This is a genomic window from Tumebacillus amylolyticus (assembly GCF_016722965.1).
In the GTDB taxonomy this organism is placed as follows: Bacteria; Bacillota; Bacilli; order Tumebacillales; family Tumebacillaceae; genus Tumebacillus; species Tumebacillus amylolyticus.
The window spans coordinates 655,916-676,435 of record NZ_JAEQNB010000001.1 but is presented as its reverse complement, the minus strand read 5'-3'; the positions used below and the strand labels follow the sequence as shown (position 1 = coordinate 676,435).

General features: G+C 57.8%; 8 protein-coding genes. All 8 read right to left on the bottom strand.

What is annotated here, in order from left to right; genetic code table 11:
* Positions 1 to 103 precede the first annotated feature (103 nt).
* Positions 104 to 508: a MerR family transcriptional regulator gene (locus JJB07_RS03180; protein ID WP_430727200.1), complete on the bottom strand. Its 405-nt coding sequence runs from the start codon at positions 506 to 508 to the stop codon at positions 104 to 106.
* 137 nt (positions 509 to 645) lie between these two features.
* Positions 646 to 957 (bottom strand): carboxymuconolactone decarboxylase family protein, encoded by a 312-nt coding sequence (locus tag JJB07_RS03175; RefSeq protein ID WP_236587577.1) that lies wholly within the window; start codon positions 955 to 957, stop codon positions 646 to 648.
* Between the two features lies 1 nt (position 958).
* Positions 959 to 1,348, bottom strand: a complete 390-nt coding sequence (locus JJB07_RS03170) for an MFS transporter (RefSeq protein ID WP_201631039.1) — start codon at positions 1,346 to 1,348, stop codon at positions 959 to 961.
* 899 nt (positions 1,349 to 2,247) lie between these two features.
* Positions 2,248 to 3,300, bottom strand: a complete 1,053-nt coding sequence (locus tag JJB07_RS03165) for a TauD/TfdA family dioxygenase (RefSeq protein ID WP_201631037.1) — start codon at positions 3,298 to 3,300, stop codon at positions 2,248 to 2,250.
* A complete protein-coding gene (locus JJB07_RS03160; RefSeq protein WP_201631035.1) occupies positions 3,297 to 8,039 on the bottom strand; it encodes a non-ribosomal peptide synthetase in 4,743 nt (1,580 codons plus the stop codon). The genes JJB07_RS03165 and JJB07_RS03160 overlap by 4 nt, the downstream gene beginning before the upstream one ends.
* Positions 8,040 to 8,042: 3 nt before the next feature.
* Positions 8,043 to 12,029: a type I polyketide synthase gene (locus tag JJB07_RS03155; RefSeq protein ID WP_201631033.1), complete on the bottom strand. Its 3,987-nt coding sequence runs from the start codon at positions 12,027 to 12,029 to the stop codon at positions 8,043 to 8,045.
* Positions 12,030 to 12,056: 27 nt separating this feature from the next.
* Positions 12,057 to 13,352: an MDR family MFS transporter gene (locus JJB07_RS03150; RefSeq protein WP_201631031.1), complete on the bottom strand. Its 1,296-nt coding sequence runs from the start codon at positions 13,350 to 13,352 to the stop codon at positions 12,057 to 12,059.
* A gap of 1 nt (position 13,353) precedes the next feature.
* Entirely contained in the window at positions 13,354 to 20,502 is a 7,149-nt protein-coding gene (locus JJB07_RS03145) for an amino acid adenylation domain-containing protein (RefSeq protein WP_201631029.1), read from the bottom strand.
* Positions 20,503 to 20,520: the final 18 nt, after the last annotated feature.

Below are 20,520 nucleotides of genomic sequence, written 5' to 3'. Positions count from 1 at the left end.
GTATTGTGTGTCTGTGTAAAGCCTACAACTTGGAGTCGACTCCAAGTCAACCCCTCGATCCATAAAAAAACCAACTTCCATACCCGGATGGAAGTTGGTTTTTTTACTTGGGGACCGTTTCTTTTTTGAGACGAAGTTTCTCCGGCAAGCAAACTTCTGTGTAATGCTCCACTTTGTGCTCAAGAACCTTGTAAACGGCCTGCAATTCCGCAAGCTTGGATTCCACCAGTTTCTTTTGCTCCGTCAGCAAAGCCAGTCGTTCCGAAGCGGCGTTCGGGTCCTCTTCCAAGCTCAGACTCAAGTAATACTTAATGGTCTCCAGCGACATGCCCGCTGACTTCAAATGCGTAATGAAGACCATGAGCTCCAGATCGTCAGCCCCATAGACCCGTCGCCCGCCGCTGTTTCGTTTGGCAGGGGGGAGCAGGTCGATTTTTTCGTAGTACCGAATCGTATCTTCGCTGAGACCCGTTCTTTCTGCCGCTTGCTTAATCGACAATTCCTCCACCTTCATCACCTGTTTTCAGGAAATTTCAGAACATACAAGGGTATCTTACAACTTGGAGTCGGCTCCAAGTCAACCACAAGGTGATAAGGGCCAACCTGTAAATTTTCCAGGAGTTGCTCCTGTGTGCCTCTCGCAACTTAGCGCTCCACTTCCGGAATCACTTCCTTAATACATGGCAAGGCGTTGAGCGTTTTGGGAAATCCAAGGTATGGTGCGCACTGGTAGACCGCTTCCTTGATTTCCACCGGTGTCAGCCCGACGTTCAGCGCGGCGTGTACATGTGCCTGAAGCTGAGGCCAAGTCTGGTTGGTGGCAAACACCACCAAAGTGATCAATTCGCACTGCTTGTCATCCAGATTCCCCTGATAAAAAACTTCGCCAAAAATGAAAAGTACAACCTCTCCAAACAGTTGCTTGAACTTTTCCTTACTTTTCTCGACGCGATCCATATCAATACCACCTGTGTTCTTTTCTCATATAAATAAAGGCCGCGCACAAGATCAACGAGAGATATCCTACGAATACGACGTACTGTGTGTTGGTCGTGGAGATCAGGAATCCCCCGACAGCTGTCCCCATCGTGGTTCCTAAGTTCGCGGATGTTAAAAAAAGTCCATTCGCGAAATCCGGAGCTTCCGGAGCTGCAGACGCGATCCAATATTGCCCGTAATTCGACCCCATCCCCGCCAAGACTCCCCACAGGAACACGATGAAGTACATCGCAACGACGAAATGTCCCAAGAGGAACAAGAGGATGTACACGGCTCCCAATGCGAAAGGAAAGGTCGCGACAACTTGATGATCTGCTGCCAGGACGGACTTCGCAAAATCAACGCCCATGCCCCGTCCTGCACCGATGACGAACTTTACAACTTAGAGTCAACTCCATGTCAACACAGGATTGAAAAAAGAATCCGGGCATTGAATTGCCCTCTCAGGGATGACCTTGGAAAAGCGGTGTTTTTGAATAAAAAGTCGGCTCCCTATTTGTAAGTAACCCGATTCACGTAACATTTCGGTTTCTTCACCTTAAAAAAAACTAACTCCCAAGGGACGCTAGTTCATTACAACTTTATTTTCGTCGAGTTGATAAGCTTTACTGTCCCGCCGCCGCAATCTTTTTGATCACAAAAGAGAACGTAAGAACGGCCGCCTTGATGTACAAAAAGTGGCACTTCCGATGTTTGGTGTTTTTGCGAATGAGTTCCAGTCTGTCATTCCAAGGGAACCGATACTATCACCATACAACTTGTCTTCCTCAATTCCCAGTTCCAGCACTAAGGCTGCTGCTGAGATCAGCTGGACTCGTCCGCGACTAGAGCGTCTACGCCATCTGCTTGCACCGCCCAGATTGAACAGCGACATGAAGAAACACCGGAGGTTATCAGGATTGAATAGTTCGCCATTTTGCATCGACACCATACCACACTGTAATCACGGATCTTAAGGGGCGTTGTACCCCTAAGACTTTAGGAGGTCACTCCAAGAATACGATTCGTAACTTTTGCGAAAAATGGGGCTCCCTTACTCGCCAGCGCAGGGCCTATAGGGCGGTCGTAATTGACAAAAAGGGATTCAGAACCTCACGGTTCTGAATCCCTTTTGTCATGAATCTGAATCCTTGTCAACTCAGGCAAGGTCTCGTGTTCGGCACCATTAGCTACAGAGAGTAACCTTTATTTGCGAACCCGAGTCAATGCCCGAATCATTCCCTCCTACTAAAACAGGGGATTTTTTGTCTACTTCTTCATCTCCGCTTCAATGCGGTCAGCATTTGCTCTGGTGAGCGGTTCGCCCATCGCTACCAGCGTGCGGCGTTCGCCCGTGAACGAGTTGCGGCCATGCGAAACGAGCATGTTGTCCAGCATCAGCAGATCCCCTCTTTGCCAAGGGAAGGCGATCGTCTCCGCTTCGGTTGCAGCACGCAACGCCGCCGCAACTTCCTCTTCAATCGGTGTCCCGTCCCCATAGTAGGTGTTGTAAGGCAACCCTTCCACGCCGAGTTCCGCTGTCAACAGTTCGCGAATTTCCGGCTCCAGACTGGATTCATGCCAGAATGCGGCGTGGTTGAACCAAAGCTTCTCACCAGTGGTCGGGTGGAGGCGCACCGCCTTGCGGACTTGACGCGTGCGCAAGTTCCCGTCTGCCTTCCACTCGACTTCAATTCCATTTTCCTGGCAGTACGCTTCCATTTCAGCAGGATCCTCCGTATGGAACACATCCTCCCAAGGCAGGCCGAATCCATCGCCGTAGTTGCGCATCAGCATCCAGCCTTTTTCCTCGAACTTGGCGCGGATCTCCGGATCGATACGCTCGTAGACACGGCGCATGTCTGCGAGCGGAGTCTCGCCGCCGCTTTGTGCTTCCACCACAGAGCAGAACCAGATACGCTGCGGCCAAACATTCGAATAGGAGAGTTCATTGTGCTGAAGGATCACCAGTTCCTTCGGATGTTCGGTCGAGGTATACACGTTGCTGGTCAGTTTCGTGCGCGGCGAGGAGGACTCGTTGTAGACCAGCAATTCATCGCACATGCCCGAGACGAACTCGTCAAAACGCTCCTGCGTGGAGATGTCGAACCCGCGGAACAGCAGACCGCCCGTTTCCAACAGCAACTCCTCCAACTTGGTACGGTTGCGCGCGCACCAGTCCAGCAGGTTGACGCCCGGCATCATCGGTGTGATCAAGAGCGGCAGACGCTGACCCGGTGCGAAGTCTTCGATTCGCATCATTTCTTGCTCCGAGGACAATTTCACAGCTTTCGTTTTGAACTCAGACAGACCTTTCTTCATTCCGTCGTACCCCCTGTTTTTTTCGATTTGATCGCTTGCAATTTGGAACGGCGCGCCGATTGGAAGGACTGCTTGTGTTGTTCTTCCGCAAGTCGTGCCAGCTCTGCCAATTCCAGACGCAGTTCAGACAGCGTCACCTCTGGCTGTTTCACGATGCGGGTGAGGACGGCTTGCCACTGGCCGGCCAGAAGTTCGGCGGTCCACGCGCGGTACAGATCGGTGTTGTAGGAGAACGAGACGTTCAGTTGCCCGTCCGTCTCCGTCAACGCTTCCAACATAAAATCGAACTTGACCGCTTCTTCCGCGACCGGTTGCTGGCGCAAAGTCAGCCCCTTCAATTCGAACTCGCGGCGCGGCGTGTTCTGGTGGTTGAACCAGACTTGCACCAGCGGCGAGTAGGCGGTATTGCGTTCCGGATTCACAGCTTCGATCACACGGTCAAACGGCACCTCTTGATTGGAAAACGCCTCATGCGAGCTGTCGCGCACGCTCGCCAGCAAGTCACGGAAGGTCTCCACCCCTGACAGATCCGAGCGGATCGCCAGCGTGTTGAGGAACATGCCGAACACCGCTTGCGTCTCTTCCTGATGACGATTGGCGATCGGGATACCGACGAGAATGTCATCGGTGCCGCTGCGCTGGCTGAGCACGAGGTTATAGGCGGAGAGCAACGTCATGAACAGCGTAGCGCGTTCTTGACGGGAGTACGCTTCCAAGCCCTCTTGCAAGCCGGCGGGAAGTTGGAGGCGCAACGTGTCTCCGTTGACGCTCTGCACAGCCGGGCGAGGAAAGTCGGGGCGCAAGTCGAGTAGCGGAGCAGCCCCGGCCAGCTTATTTTGCCAATAGTGCAGTTGCCCGTCCAGATAGCCTTCCTCCAGCAAGCGCCGCTGCCAGACCGCGTAGTCCGCATACGTCAGGCGCGGCTCAGGCAGTGAAACGTCGCGTCCCTCCGCATAGGCTTCATACAGGGCGGTCAACTCCCGAGCGAGGATGTCGAGCGACCAGCCGTCGCCGATGATGTGATGCACGCACAGGTGCAGGACGTGACGCACTTCGCTTCGCTGCAACAGCTTCGCACGCAACATCGGACCTTCCGCCAGATCGAACGGCGTGTTGATGCTTTGCAGATGCTCGTCAAGCTGTGCTTGCTGCTGTTCGTCCGAAAGGCCCCGCAGGTCGAACCGCTCGATCTGGAAGGCGACTTCCGGGAGGATGACTTGCACAGGTTGCGTGCCCTCCAGGCGGAACACGGTGCGCAACGCTTCATGCCGTCGAATGATTTCAAGGAAGCTTTGCTCAAGCGCCCCCGGCTGCACCGGCCCCTCCAACTCCCACACAAACCGCACATTGTATTGCGTATCCTGTTGCATCTGATCTGAAAGCCAGAGGCGCTGCTGTTCGTACGAGAGCGGCAACGGCTGATCTCGTTTTACATGCGTCAACGCAGGCAGTTCGTCCCCATGTTCCGCACGCAGTTTCGCGCCGAGGAACGTTGCCAGTTCACGCACGGTCGGCGCTTGGAAGATATCGCGGATCTGGAAGTCGACCTGCAGCGCTTTTTTCAGACGTGAGGTGATCAAGATCGCATTGACGGAGTGCCCGCCGATTTCATAAAAGTTGTCCGTCACATTCACTTGTTCCCGCTTCAGCACGGCTTCCCACACCGCCTTCACCTGCAACTCCAATTGTGTGATCGGTACAGCCTCCACAGCCTCTTGGGTACCTGTGCGTTCGAGTGCGGGCAACGCCTTACGGTCGATCTTGCCGTTGACGGTGAGCGGCATGTTCTCCAGATGCACAAGTGCGGCCGGGACCATGTGCGGCGGGAGCGTGTCTTTTAAGAAACTGCGCAAGTCGCGAGTGGGAATGGGTCCACCGTCTGCCGTGGTGTAGTAGCCGACGAGACGCTTGTCCCCTTGTCCGTCGTCTTGTACAACGACGGCCGCCAGCTTGACCTGGGCGTGCGTGGCCAGCACCGTTTCAATCTCCCCGAGCTCGATGCGGTATCCGCGAATCTTCACCTGGTCGTCGAGACGGCCGAGGTAGACGAGGTTGCCGTCGGACAGGTAGCGGGCGAGGTCGCCCGTTTTGTACATGCGGGTGCCTGGGACAAAAGGATTCTCGACAAAACGTTCCGCGGTCAACTCTGGACGGTTCAAGTAGCCGCGAGCGACGCCGTAGCCGCTGATGTACAGTTCCCCAACCGCCCCGATCGGCACCGGTTGAAAATGTCGGTCGAGCACGTAGAGCTGCGTGTTCGCGATCGGTCGTCCGATCGGGACGGTCCCGGCCGCTTGTTCTCCACGCGGCACGCTGTAGACGCAGCAGCCGACCACCGTTTCCGTCGGGCCGTATTCATTGATCAGCACGGTGTCGGGGGCGAGCTGTTGCCACGGAGCGATACTTTCATAGGTGAGCGCTTCACCGCCGATGACGAAGACGTGATTCCAGGTATGGGCATCCCCGCCGGACTGTGCTTCCATGCCGAGCAGTTGCAGGTGAGCCGGAGTGATTTTCGTCAAGCTGTAGCCCGGCGACTGGCGCATCGCTTCGACCAAGGCGTCTACCCCCATCGATCCAGCCGCCAACACGACGCGCTTGCCGCTGAGCAGCGGAACGTACATCGAGGTGACGGTCAAATCGAACGCCAGCGAGGAATGCACGGGAGCCCCGTGACCTTTTTGCGCGTAGGTGTCGATCGCCCAGGTCAGGTAGTTCATCAAGCCGCCGTGTGTGATCAGAACACCCTTGGGACGGCCTGTTGAGCCGGAGGTGTAGATGACATACACGAGGTCGTCTGGCGTGATGGGAAGATCGAGATTGTCGGTTGCGAACTCGGTCAATGTTTCGAATTCGGTGTCCAGCAAAAAGCGCCGCGTTTTGTCAGGCAGACGCTCCGCCAACTTGCTCTGGGTGAGCAAGAGTTCGATCCCGCTGTCCTCCATCATGTAGGCGATCCGATCCTGCGGGTAAGCCGGATCGATCGGGACATAGGCCCCGCCCGCTTTGAGCACCGCGAGTACCCCCACGACCATGTCCGGTGTGTGATCCGCGCAGAGACCTACGCGGCTGTCCTTCACCACGCCTCGTTCGCGCAGGAAACGGGCGAGTCGATTCGCGCGCTCGTTCAACTCTTGGTAGGTCAGGCGCACATCGCCTCCAACCACCGCGATGTCAGTCGCATGATGCGCTGCCATCTCCTCGAATGCTTGTACAACATGACGCGTGCGCGGGTCTTGCTCCGTTGCGGTGTCGTTCCACTCGACGAGCACGCGGTGGGTGTCTTCCGGCGTGAGTACCGGCAATTGCCAAACCGGGCGTTCCGGCTGCTCGGCGACACCGGCCAACAGGATGCGGTACGAGTTGGCCAGACGCACCATCGTCGCTTCGTCGAACAGATCGGTGTTGTATTCGAACACAAGATGCAATCCGTCCGGTTTCAAGAACGCTTCGATCACAAGATCGAACTTGGCGACGCCTGAATCAAACATTTCGTAGACGATGCTGAGCTCCGGCAGGTGCGTTTCCGGAATTTCGAAGATCAGGTTGAACATGACCTGATAAAAAGGCGAAGTGCCCGGCTGGCGTTCCGGCTGCAACTCTTCGACCAGTTTTTCAAGCGGTACATCCGGGTTGGCCATCGCGCCGGATACTCGCTCACGCACGCGCTGCAAGAGTTCGAGGAACGACTCTTCTTCCGAGACGAGCGCCCGCAGTGGCACGGTGTTCATCAACGGTCCAAAGATGCCGTGAGTCTCCTCGCGAGACCGGCCGGCAACAGGGAACCCGACCGAAAAATCGGTTTGGCCCGTATAGCGGTGCAGGAGCGCCTGAAAGCCCGCCATCAGGGTCATGAACATCGTGGTCTCCGCTTCACGGCTCAATTCTTGCAAGCGAGCGATCAAGTCAGTTTCGATGTGCAAGCGGCAGATCGACCCGCGGTAACGCGGGATCAGAGGGCGCGGGCGGTCCGCCGGCAGTTCAAGCGCCGGGACTTTGCCGGCGAGCTGTTCTTTCCAATATGCAAGCTGCTTCGCGGCGACCTCACCGTTGAACCATTCGTTATGCCAAGCGGCAAAATCGATGAAGTGCAGTTCCGGGACGGGCAAGTTGGCGCGGGTTCCGGTGCTGGCTTCCCCGTACAGAAGCCCGAGCTCGGAAAGGAACACACTGGCCGACCAACCGTCGATGACGATGTGGTGCACCATGAACATGATGAGATGCTCCCGCTCCGAGAGGCGGTAGAGGAAGGTGCGAATCAACGGACCGTTTTCGAGGTCAAAGGGCTGATGCGCTTCTTGGCGCATCAACCGCTTCGCTTCCTCCTCCCGCAGCTCGATCGGGAGGTGTTCAAGGTCGTACAACGGCAAGGGAAGTTCGAGCGTGTCATGCACCCGCTGATACAACTCCCCTTCCCCCTGTTCGTGGAAGGTCGTGCGGAGCGCTTCATGACGGTTGACGAATTCTTGGAGGCTCTTGTGCATCAGCGCCGGGTCGAGGCTCCCTGTTAACCGGATGATCGACGCGTTGTTATAGGAGGCATTGTCCGGGTCCATTCGCTGGAGCAGCCACATCCGTTTTTGGGTAAACGACACCGGATACATCTCGCGGTCACGAGGCAGCGCCGCAATCGAGTTGCCTTTTGCGGTAGCTGCCACTCTGTCTTTTTTCAGTCGGGCCTGTAAAGCATGGAGCTGTTCCGGCGTAAGTTGGGACAGCCGATCTTTTACGTTACTCATGCATTAGTCCTCCTTGGAAACGGCGATTTCAGCCAGCATGGCATCCAGTTCGTCCGACGAGAGTTCGCTCAGTTCCGCCAGCAGGTCTTCTTCAAGATCGACCGACGAGAGCATCGCCCACTCATCCACTTGCGGACGCAGGGCGGTCGCCAATTCGTCGACGCTCACCCCTTGGATCAAGTCGACGAGCGACACGGACGAGCCGAGTGTTTTTTCCAAGCGACCCTTGAGCCTGATCGCCATCATCGAATCCAATCCATATGTTTGCAGAGAACGTCCCGTCTGCAGTTTGGCGCGGGGCACGTTCAGTACTTGCGAGACAATTCCGGTGAGTTCCTCGGTCAACAGCTCTTGCCGTTCATGGTCTTCGGTCTGGCGATAGATATCGCCAAAATCGACCGTGGCCGCTGCCTCGGCCTGTCCTGCTGCGACCGTTTGGAAGGACTGCGCGAGGAGGTCGGTCACTTCCAGTACGACATGGCCTTGTTCGTCCACGACGGTGATCGAGGCGCGAACCGCGCTGTCTGTGTGTTCATCGAGGCGGGCAAACGCCCACATGCGCGGAGTCGGTGCCTGCCGCAACACAACCTGCGAGATCGCAACCGGCATGAACAGCGCCGAACGATCGCCCCCGTCATACGGCATCACGGCTGCCATCATCTGCAAGGCGATGTCGAGCATCGCCGGGTGGAACACATAGTCGGCCGCTTCCGCCTCCACCAGCTGTGGCATCCGTAACTCAGCAAACGCCACTCCTTGTCCTTGCCAAAGTTGTTCCATGCCTTGGAACGACGGACCGCACTCAAGTCCGAGGCTTTGGAAATGCGCGTAGGCTTGTTGTTTCGAAATAGCGTGGACACATTGTACACGCCACGCGTTGAGGTCGGCCTTGCGCGCGTCAGTGGACGGCCTCGGTCTGACTGTGCCCGCTGCATGTCTCGTCCAGACGGGATGATCACTCTCATACTCGGTGGAGTAAACTTCAAAGTGCCCGCTTGCGCCGTTGAAATGCAGTTGCACTTTATTTCCCGTCTCTGCATTCAGGAAGAACGCTTTTTCAAACGAGATGTCGGATAGCTCGAACCCGGCGGACTGACTGCCGTACAGAGTGCGAGCCGCGGCCATTCCCATCTCCATATAGGCGGCCTCCGGGTAGGCGACCGCCCCGCGAATCCGGTGATCGCCCAGATAAGGCAAGCCCCGTAGGTCGAGGCTCGATTCCCAGACCGGACGCGTCGTGGACAGGCGCTGTTGCAACAACGGGTGTGCCTCTCCATCCCCCAGACGGTGGCGGCGGGAAGCAGACGTCTCGTGCCCGTACGACTCATGCTGCCACGCATATCTCGGCAAGCGAACGAACGCAGCCTGTCCAACCAACGCTCTCCAGTTCGGCTCATAGCCGAGCGTATACAAGGCACCCAGAGTGCTCATCAATTGCGGACGTTCCGCTTCCGCACGCCGAATCGAAGGGAGTACCTCAGCCGTGCGATTTTTCAGCGCGAGGCATTCACGAAGGGAACCCGCGAGCACCGGATGCGGGCCGATCTCAAGGAAGGTGTCATAGCCGTCCTCGATCATGATCAACACCGCTTGTGCAAACTGCACGGTATCCCGCAAGTTGCGCCACCAGTACTCGGTGCCAAGTTCGTGAATGTCCGCTTGCACACCCAGCACCGAGGAGTAGTAGGAAATCGCGCTCTTTTGAGCTTTCATCCCTTCCAATTGTTCCAAGAACTCCTCTTTCATCGGGTTCATGTAATGGCTGTGGAACGCCATGCCCACTTTTAGATCGCGGACAAAAACATCCGCCTCCTGCAAAGGTCTGAGCACTTCCTCCAGCGCTTGCGTCTCTCCCGCCAGCGTGACGCCGCCCGGCGAGTTGATCGCGGCGAGGTTGATCCGGTCTTCGTATCCTTGCAGATGTTGACGGATCGCCGACTCCGACAGCCCGACACCGATCATTTGTCCTTGACCGGTGATCGGCTGTTGCAGGCGGCTGCGATGATAGACGATCCGCACAACTTCTGCCATGGACAGGATGCCCGCCGCGTAGGCAGCGGCCGCTTCCCCGGCGCTGTGCCCGACGACAGCCTCCGGCTCAATGCCCATCGACCGCCACCAATTCGTCAGACCGATCTGCAGGAACAGATGGGCCGGCTGGGAGATCTGTGTCTCTTCCATGCGGGACTGTGACTCGTCCTTCCTCAACATCTCCTCCAGCAGCGACCATCCGGACATCGCTTGGAACACGCGGTCACACTCGTCGAGAGTGGCGCGGAAGACCGGCTCCTCCGCATACAGTTGGCGTCCCATACCCCACCATTGCGGCCCCATTCCTGTGAAGACAAAAGCGAGGCGGCGCGTTTTCTCCGGAGTAACGGGCGCAGTTCCTTCGATGGCGCGCGGATGGGTTTCCGAAGTCACAACGGCGTCGAGCGCTTCAAGCAGCTCGTCCTTGTTCGAAACAACCAAGGCCATGCGCTGCGGATGGTGTCCTCGATGCAAGGCGGTGCTGTGTGCGAGGTCAGCCAAGCTGACCTGTGCCAGTTTGCCTCCTTCTGCGAGCGCCGCCCGATAGGAGGCGGCAACGTCTTGCAACGCCTCCGGCGTGCGGGCGGACAAAGGGATCAACTGATCGGTAGGAGCGCTCGGCACCTCCGTTTTTTCAGCAACTGCCGGAGCTTCGGTCAAAATCACATGAACATTGGTGCCGCCAAAACCGAAGGAGTTGATGCCAGCATAACGGGGTTTCGTCGTTTTTTCCCACGGTTGGAGGGTGGTCGGCACGCGCAGACGCAGGGCTTCCAGATCCATTTCCGGATTGGTTTCAAGCAAATGCAGATGTGGTGGGATCTCTTCCTTCCACAAGCTCAGCGCGGCTTTGATCAGCCCGGTTACCCCGGCGGCTCCTTCTGTGTGGCCGATGTTGGTCTTCACCGATCCGACCCAGCAATACTCGCCATCCGGACGGTTCTCAGACAGCACATTCCCGAGCGCATTCGCTTCGATCGGTTCGCCCACCGAGGTTCCCGTGCTATGAGCTTCCATGTATTGAATCTGATGCGCCTCGATGCCTGCAAGACTCAGGGCGTCCCGCATCAGCGCTTCTTGCGACTGTTCGTTCTGCACCGTTACCCCATCACTGCTACCGTCTTGGTTACACGCCGACCCGGCGATCACCGCATAGATCGGATCCCCGTCCGCCAACGCCTCTTCCAATCGCTTGAGCACGACCATGGCGCCCCCTTCGGCGCGCACATAGCCGTTCGCCCGAGAGTCGAACGCCTTGGAACGGCCGTCCGGGGAAAAAGAGCCGCCTTCGGTCTTATCAAGCGTGATGTGCGGCGTGACCATGATGTTCACACCGCCCGCCAAGGCGAGGTTCGATTCCCCCGTGATCAAGCTCTGGCAGGCGAGGTGCACAGCGACCAACGAGGAGGAGCAAGCCGTGTCGATCGTCATCGAAGGTCCTTGGAAGTCGAATGCGTTGGAGACCCGGTTGGAGGTCATCGTCGTCATGAACCCGGAAAGCGAGTTCAAGTCGAGAAAATCGACCTTGTGCTGGGCGGTCTGCAAGAACTGATCGTCAGACGTGTAGCTTCCTACGTAAACGCCCGTCTTGGAGCCAATCAATTTCTCCGGCCGCAAGCCCGCGTCCTCGAGCGCCTCCCAGCTCACTTCAAGCATCATTCGTTGTTGCGGGTCCATCTCATCCGCTTCCCGGGGCGAGATGCCGAAGAACTCCGGATCGAACTTGTCGACATCGTCCACGAATCCGCCCCAGTGCATATCGGACGTGTCCGGCTTTTTGTGATTGGGGTGATAGAAGCGTTGGGTATCCCAACGGTCGGCCGGCACTTCCGTCACCGCATCCACGCCTTCGCGAAGCAAGTTCCAGAAACTCTCGGGGTCGCGGACACCGCCTGGAAATCTGCAACCGATCCCTACGATGGCGATCGGTTCATACCCTTGTTTCAATCTATCGGTCATCGTCACGTTCCTCCTCGTCCTCAAACCTTATGTGGAAGCTCCTTGTTGCAAAGCCTCTTCTGCTTCCATCGCTTGTTTGCGCTTTGGCAAATTGAGTAACGTTTTCCCGAACAGCCCTGCGCTCGCCAGTCCGATCACAAGCGTGGCAATGCTGATCACCCAAGAGGAAACGACGGCGCCGGCTGTGATCGAACCGGCTCCGATCAGCTGTGCGATGACCGGGTTCAACCCCGTCATCGCCATGTATGTGCCCCGGTTGGCGGGCGGAATGATCTCCGCGAGATAGGACTGGCGAATCGGGGTGTGCATCAGTTCCCCCAGCGTGGCGATCAACATGCAGACCAGCAACAGCCACGGACTGTTGGAGACCGCCAGCACGGCGAACCCGATCATGGTAACCAAGATGCCTGCCATCAGCACGCCTGTGTCCCGGAAACGTTTGAACCACCGCGTGGCAACCCCGGCCAGCAACACGACGAACAGAGCGTTTTCGGTGCGCAAGATCCCGAACATGCCGACTCCGTCGACCTTCGCATCTTGATCGCCCCATGAGAACAGCGATTGGGTCGTCATCTCGCCGGACAGACGGACGCCCGCATAGTTGAAAAAGATCTGCTCGAGCGAGAGCAACAGTGCCACCGCCAAGATATAGAGCATGAACGTGCGGTCACGCAACACCATCCCGTAGCCGCCGCCTTGAGATTTCGGAGCGGGTTCACCCGCTTTTTCCTGCGCAGATTTTGACTTGGGGAAGTGAGTCTCTCGAATGACGAACAACAGCAAGCACAGCGAGCCAAACGAGATCAAAGCCGCCGCCGAGAACAGCTCAAACAGGTAGGATCGGAAGAAAAACGCCCCGACCATCCCGCCGATCAGCAGCGAGGTGTTCAACGTCCAATAATCGAGGCTGTACACAAACTTACGGTCCTCCGGCGTGGTGCAATCGACGATCATCGCTTGCATCGCCGGGAAGGCCAAACCGCCAAATCCGTTCAAAATCAACACGAGAACCAGCGTCGTCAATGGTGAATCAAACCAAGGCGAGTTCGCCAAACCGATGATCAACAGCGAGAGGAAACGGCCCGTTTCCGCGATTCGCAACATCTTTCGCCGACCAAAACGGTCGGCGAGCACCCCGCCGTACAGTCCAAAGAACAGCCCGATCAGGATGTTCGCGACAAACAGAAACCCGGTGATCGCAGGGCCGTAGCGATCTGCAAAATAGATCGCCATAAACGGATAGATCATATTGCCCACTAAGTTGACTAAAAACGCCTCGACCAATCGTACTTTCACGTTGATATGCAGATCACGGTATTTCATTTCAGCACCCTTTTTTCGAAGTTGTTCGTTGTTTCATCTGTTCAGCCAGGGCGAAGACATGGGCTTGATCCAGCATCGTGTTGTGGGTGCCGGACACCGGAACAATCAGCACTTCTCCGTTTGTTCGAGGTCTCCATTCGTTGGCATCGACTAAGGAATGACCTTGCGCCGACACTTCCGAGACACGATACAGATGCAGATCGGCCTGCACAGGCCCTTCATATCGGTAGAACGCAGCGGCCGTCCCGTGTGCGGCCATCGTGTTCAGCTTGGCACGCATACTGTCCGCAGACAGTCCGCGCGGTACATGTCCGGCGCGCTCCAACTGGTGCATGACATAAGCGAACGCCTCCGCATCGCGTAGGCCGTCCAGCGCATCGGCTTGCAGTCCGAGATCGACCAAGGCGAACCGCAGCACATCGCTCTCCGTCCAGGCCTGTCTCTCACGCAGGTCATCCGGCAAATCCATCGGGTGTGCATCGAACAAGCCCAGCCATTCGACACGCTCGCCCCGTTGCTCCAACCGGCGGGCGACTTCAAAGGCCACCGTCCCGCCGAACGACCACCCGGCGAGATGGTACGGTCCGTGCGGGGCGATGCGGCAAATCTCTTCGACATAGCGATCGGCCATCTCTCCGATCGACGTCAGCGGCTCCTCGGCCGACTCATACCCGAACGCCTGCAACCCGTACACCGTCTCCTCCGTGCCCAGCGCTTTGGCGAGCAAGAAGAACGAAGCGATCCCGCCTCCCTGTCCGTGCACCAAGAACAGCGGAGGTTGCGCTCCCTCCCCTTGCTGGATGAGAATCGCTCCGTCACGCAGACTGTTGTGCGCGCTGGCGGTGTTTTCCAGCCATTCGCAAAGTTGCGCGACGGTCGGACGCTGATACACGTCCACGAGCGGCAACGCCACTCCAAACTCTCGTTGCACCTCGCTGATCAGAGCCAGTACCTTCAACGAATGACCGCCTGCTGCAAAAAAGTCGTCCTGCACACCGATCGGTCGAACTTTCAAGATGCGCTCGAACAGGTTCGCCATCTCGCGCTCCAACGCCGTCCGCGGCGGAACGTACTGATCGGACATCGCTTGTACATCAGGGCCGGGATCAAGGGTACGCAACGTTTTCCGATCCAATTTGTCGTTGCCAAGCATCGGCAGTCTGTCAAGGAACACGAAGCGCGTCGGAAGCATGTACTCGGGCAGTTGACCCAGCAAGCCTGCGCGCAAGTCCCCCGTGTCAATCGAGGAGTCTGCCGCCACATAGGCAACCAACACCTGCTCTCCCGCATCTTGTTGCAGCAAGACGGCCGTCTCCCGCACACTCGGGATCTTGAGCAAGGCGGCTTCGATATCTCCGAGCTCGATGCGGAAACCGCGAAGTTTCACTTGATCATCCGCACGTCCGAGGAACTCGATGGTGCCGTCTGCATGACGCCGAACCATGTCCCCCGTGCGGTACATACGCGCCCCGTCCCGCGTCGAGAAGGGATCGGACAAGAACCGCTCCGCCGTCAGTTCGGCACGGTTGTGATACCCGCGGGCGACAGGAACCCCGCCGATGAACAACTCGCCGGTCACGCCGATCGGAACCGGCTCCAGACATGCGTCCAGCACGTACAGCTTGGCATTGGCAATCGGAGCACCGACCGGCACATACCGCCGTTCCTCACCGCGCTGGCAATTCCAAAACGTGACGTTGACCGCCGCCTCCGTCGGACCATACAGGTTGTGCAACTCCACGTGAGGGAAGACTCGGAAAAATCGCTCTTGCAAATCCACAGGTAGCGCTTCGCCGATGCACAACACCGCCTTGAGAGAGGTGAGTCTGTCCAGTTCCTCTTGCTCTGAAAATACCTGCAGTGCGGAAGGAACGAACACGGCGTGCGTGATCTGTTGCTCTGCGATCAAGTGCTGGAGATACCCGAGATCCCGATGCCCCTCCGGCCGTGCCACGACCAGCGTCGCACCGCTGATCAGCGGAAGGAACAATTCCCACACCGACACGTCGAACGTATACGCGGTCTTGAGCATCATGCGATCTTCGCTCGTCAACGCGTACTGATCGCGCATCCAGAGCAAAAGATTGACGATGGCGCGGTGTTCGTTCATGACCCCTTTCGGTTTGCCTGTCGATCCGGAGGTGTACATCATGTAGACCAGATGCTCAGGCGTGTTCACATGGACGGGATTCACCACCGCCTCGGCGATCCGCCATTGATCGGCTTCGGCGGAGTCCATTTGGATCACGCGCAGAGTGTGTGCGGCAAATCGATCATGGAAGCGCTCTTGAGTCAGCACCAGCACGAGTTCCGCATCCTCCACCACTTCCGCAATGCGTTTGTCCGGATGGTTCGGGTCGATTGGAACATAAGCCCCGCCCGCTTTCAGGACACCGTAGATCGCGACGACCATTTCGACCGAGCGTTCCAGGCACAGCCCGACGCGCACTTCCGGCTTGACCCCTAGCGTTCGCAAGTGATGCGCTAAAGCGTTCGCCCGTTCATTGAGTTCACGATAGGTCAGTGTTTCTTGGTCGCAAACGACAGCTACAGCGTCGGGAGTGCGTTCGACCTGTTGCTCGAACAGAGTGTGCACACAAACGCTCTGCGCGAACTCCTCATCCGTTTGGTTCCACTCCGTCAACATGCGGGTGCGCTCCTGTGCATCCACCAGTCGCAACGATTCGACCTCCGACTCCGGCGCGGCGATGATCTCGCGCAGGAGCAGATGCAGATGGTGCATCCAGCGTTCCACCGTCTCGCGCTTGTAGAGATCGGAACGATACGTAAACAAGCACTCCAACGCATTCGGACGCTCGGCGAAATCGATCTGCAAGTCGAACTTGGTCGACGTCACTTCCAGATCAACAGGGCGCATCTGCAAGCCTGCGACCTCGTGGAAGCGCTCCTCCCCGTCGCGCAACACTTGGAACATCACGGAGAAAATCGGCGTGCGGCTCAGATCGCGGGCCGGATTGATCTCCTCCACCAGCTGGTCAAACGGATACTCATGATGCTCGTAAGCTTGCAGCGCCCTCTGCTTCACCTGTTCCAACAATTGAAGGAACGAAAGACCGGGCTCCACGTGCAACCGCAACGGCAACGTGTTGATAAAGAGACCTACCAGCCCCTCCAACTCCTGCAAGCTGCGGCCCGCTTCCGGGGTGCCGAGAACCAAGTCCCGCTGTCCACTCAACCGTGACAGCAGAATCCCCGTCGCCGTCAGGAGCACGAGGAACAACGTGGCATCCCCTTGCTGGGTCAGCTGTTGCAAACCGTTCGCCAACTCCTGGTCGAGGACAAACCGCACTTGTCTCCCCTCTGATCGCATCATCGCCGGCCGCGGATAATCGCTGGGCAGATCCAGCACCGGCAATTCCCCTCCCAAAGTTTCCCGCCAAAACGCTTGCGACGCCTGCAGATGCCCCTGCTCCAGCCGCTGATTCTGCCATGCCGCATAGTCCGTATACTGAACGGGCAGCGGAGCCAATGGGTTTTGTTTTTGATCCCCTGCCGCCTGTGCCGCATACAGCGTCTGGAACTCGCGCAGAATCACTTGCCACGACCAGAAATCTCCGACGATATGATGCACCTGCAACATCAGCCAATGTCGTTCAGGTGCCAGACGGAAGACCCGCATGCGAAAGACCGGCCCGACGGTGAGATCGAACGGTGTCTGCATCTCCGCCGTCACTTCGTCCCAGAGAGCGCTCTCCCGCTCTGTCTCCGGCAAGCCGGAAACATCCGTGAAGGGCACATCCAGCGGTTGCATGGCATGCACGCGTTGAACAGGCCGCTCCGACCTCATCTCATAGGTCGTGCGCAACACATCATGTCGGGCCAGGATCGTTTCAAACGCCCGCACCAACGCCTGCTGGTCCAACGCCCCCTCCAGCTCCAGCAGAGCGGGCATGTTGTACGACACATTCTCACGATCCATCCAATGAAGGAAAAAGAGTCTTTGCTGCGCATGCGACATCTCATACGCCTCGGCCGGAGGGAGTTTAGGAATCAACAACGTCTCGCCTGCAACGCAATCGGCCGCAACCTCTCCCACCAAGTCGGACAGTTCTCGAATCGTCTGCTTTTCAAAGAGCTGAAGCAACGGAATGTCGATGCCGAACTGTCTTTTAATCCGGGCGCGCACTTGAATGGTCTTGAGCGAGTGCCCGCCGAGCGCGAAGAAATTATGATCGATCCCAAGCCCGCTCACCTTCAGCACGTCCTCCCAGATGCTCACCAGCGCTTCCTCAGCCGCATTGCGCGGCGGGGTGACTGCGCCCGTATCGCTCTGTTCAGGGTCAGGCAGAGCCTTGCGGTCGACCTTGCCGTTGCGGTTCAAAGGCATTTTGTCAAGCAGAACCAGCGCCTCTGGAATCATATACTCCGGCACCCACCGCTTTAGATGGTCGCGAAGTTCCTCCGTTGTGACCGGCTTCGAGGCAACGATGTAGGCAAGCAGCCGGTTTTGTCCGAAATCATCTTTGCGTACGAGCGCAACGCATTGATCGATGAGCGGATGACGGCGCAGCGCGCCCTCCACCTCGCCGAGTTCGATGCGATGCCCCCGCACTTTGACTTGGAAATCGACGCGGGAGATGTACGTGAGCCGTCCATCCGGTGCAAAGCACCCCAGATCTCCGGTCCGATACAACCGCTCGCCCATCCCGTCAGCAAAAGGATTCGGCAAAAACGCCTTCGCCGTTCGTTCCGGATCATGCAGATACCCGCGGCCCACCCCGACGCCTGTCACACAGATCTCCCCGATTGCCCCAATCGGCACTTGGCGAAGAAAACGATCCAGCACGTACACCCGGTGATGCGGAATGACGGTGCCGACCGACACGTAGGGACGCTCCTCCTCCACCCACTCGTCGATCACCTCATGTGTGAAGTCATCGGACGTCTCCGAAGCGCCGTACGCGTTGATCATGGTCACTTCGGGATACAGGCTCCGCCATCGGTTGCACAATTCGGTTGGCAAGCCCTCGCCGGTGGCGATCAGATGGCGCAGCGACTTCAGCGGCACCGACTGCAACTCCTGTGCCGCACGCCCCATCATCTCGATCATCGCGGGCACCAGTTCCAGATCCGTCACACCGTCGCGCTCGGTCGCCACCAACAACTCATCAGGGTCGCCCGATACGGCATTGGGATAGATCACCGTCACGCCTCCGACCATCAAGGGAGCGAGGAATTGCCAGACGGAGATGTCGAAGCAGTGTGACGCCGTCTGCGCGACCACGCTGGCGGCGCTCATCTTCACGAGGTTGATCTTGGCGTAGAGGTGATTTAACATTCCGATGTGCTCAACCATCGCCCCCTTCGGCAACCCGGTCGATCCTGAAGTAAAGAACACATTGGCGAGGTCGCCCGGTTCATTGAGGGCAGGCGGATTGTCGGTTGGATAGTTCGCCCTGACTGCAAAATCGCTCAAGTTCACGATGGCAGGGGCTGCCTCAATGTCCGCGATCAGTTCACGACTCGCTTCCAGTAGCGGTGATTGTGTGAGGACGATCTTGGACCGGGATGTCTCCACCACCGTGCGATTGCGCGTAACCGGATTGGCGGCATCCAACGGCACATAAGCGCCACCGGCCTTGAGCACTCCGAGAATCCCCACCAGCATCTCGATATTGCGCTCTGCAAAGAGTGCGGCGACATCATCACGTCCAAATCCCGACTCGCGTAAATGCCACGCCAATTGATTGGCTTTGGCGTTCAACTCTACATAGCTCCACTGCTCTGCGCCGCAACGCACGGCCGTCGCCCCCGGCGTCTGTGCCACTTGCCGCTCAATCACGTGATGGGCGAGCAGACTCAGATCAGGGTTCGGCAAAGAAGACACATTGAAGACTTCGATTTCGCGGACTTCCTGTTCAGAGATCAGCCGCAACTGTGCAAGCGGCGCTGTCAGACTGGCTTCCGTTACACTTTCGAGCAGTGTGCAAAACTGCTGTTGCAGGCGCTCGACGATCGAGGCCGACAAGGCGTCGCCCGCGAACGACCAATCGATCCGCCACGACTCACCCGCTCTGACCGCGACTTGCAACACCGGTTGCTTTCCGGTACTCACTTGCTCCCAAGAGGGAGTCAAACGGGCATCTGAGGAGGTCGTGAAGGAGAGGCTCGTGTCATACAGTGCCACTCCTTCCGGCACTTCCGCATCGCGACGCGCTTCGGTCTCGGGGAGGAAGGAAGCGGCCTCGATTCCCTGCAACTGCTGCTCCACATGACGCAGATAGTCGTCCAGCATCTGCTCGCCCGCCACCTGCAGCGTGAGCGGCAAGAGGTGGGCAAGCGAACCCAACATCTTTTCGGCATCAGCGATCTCGGCAGGCCGTCCATTCGCTCGCCAGCCATACGTCACGTGTTCCTCGCCGCTATACAAAGCCGCCAAAAGGGCCCACGCCGTCGCAACGACGGCTTTTTGCGATACCTTCGCTTGACTCGCCACGTCACGCAGTTTGCTGCTCAACTCCGAAGGCAAACTTTGCGTGCTGCAGATCCGGCGTTCCATCGGACCCGTCTCGCGGCGTCTCGCGGAAAACATCGCCGATGTCGCGATCTCGCCTGCCTGCGCACGCCAGAATGCCTTGGCCGGCATCCAGTCCTTGCGGGTTAACCACTGCAGATAACTGGAGAAGCGCGGACGTTCCGGCGGTTGCGCCGGGTCTTTCCCAGCCGCCAACGCTTCGTAGACGGCCATCCAATCTTCCAGCAGAGCACAACGGCTCTGCTCGTCCAGGATCAACTCGTGATGAGCGACCCGCAACTGGCTTTGTTCCTCCGTGATGCGCACCAAGGCACAACGCAAGAGCGGGCCCGACCCGATCTCGGCCGGGGCGTCCATCTCCACGGCGATCTCCGCCTCTGTTTGGCTGTGCAGATCGTAGAGCGCCAGCGGAATCGGGCGATTTTTCAGAACCACTTGCACGGTGCGTTTCTTCAGCGGGCGGAAGACAGAGCGAAGTTCCGGATGTGTGGCGATCACCGTTTGCAACGCCTGTTCCAGCAAAACCGGATCGATCACGCCTTCTAACTCGTACGCGTACTGATCCAGATGCGCGTCGGGCGTTGTGATCATCCGCTCTTGAAGCACTGACAGCTCCAACACCTCTTGCACATTCTCTTTGGATAGATAGTTCAAAGTTCCAGCCTCCCGTCC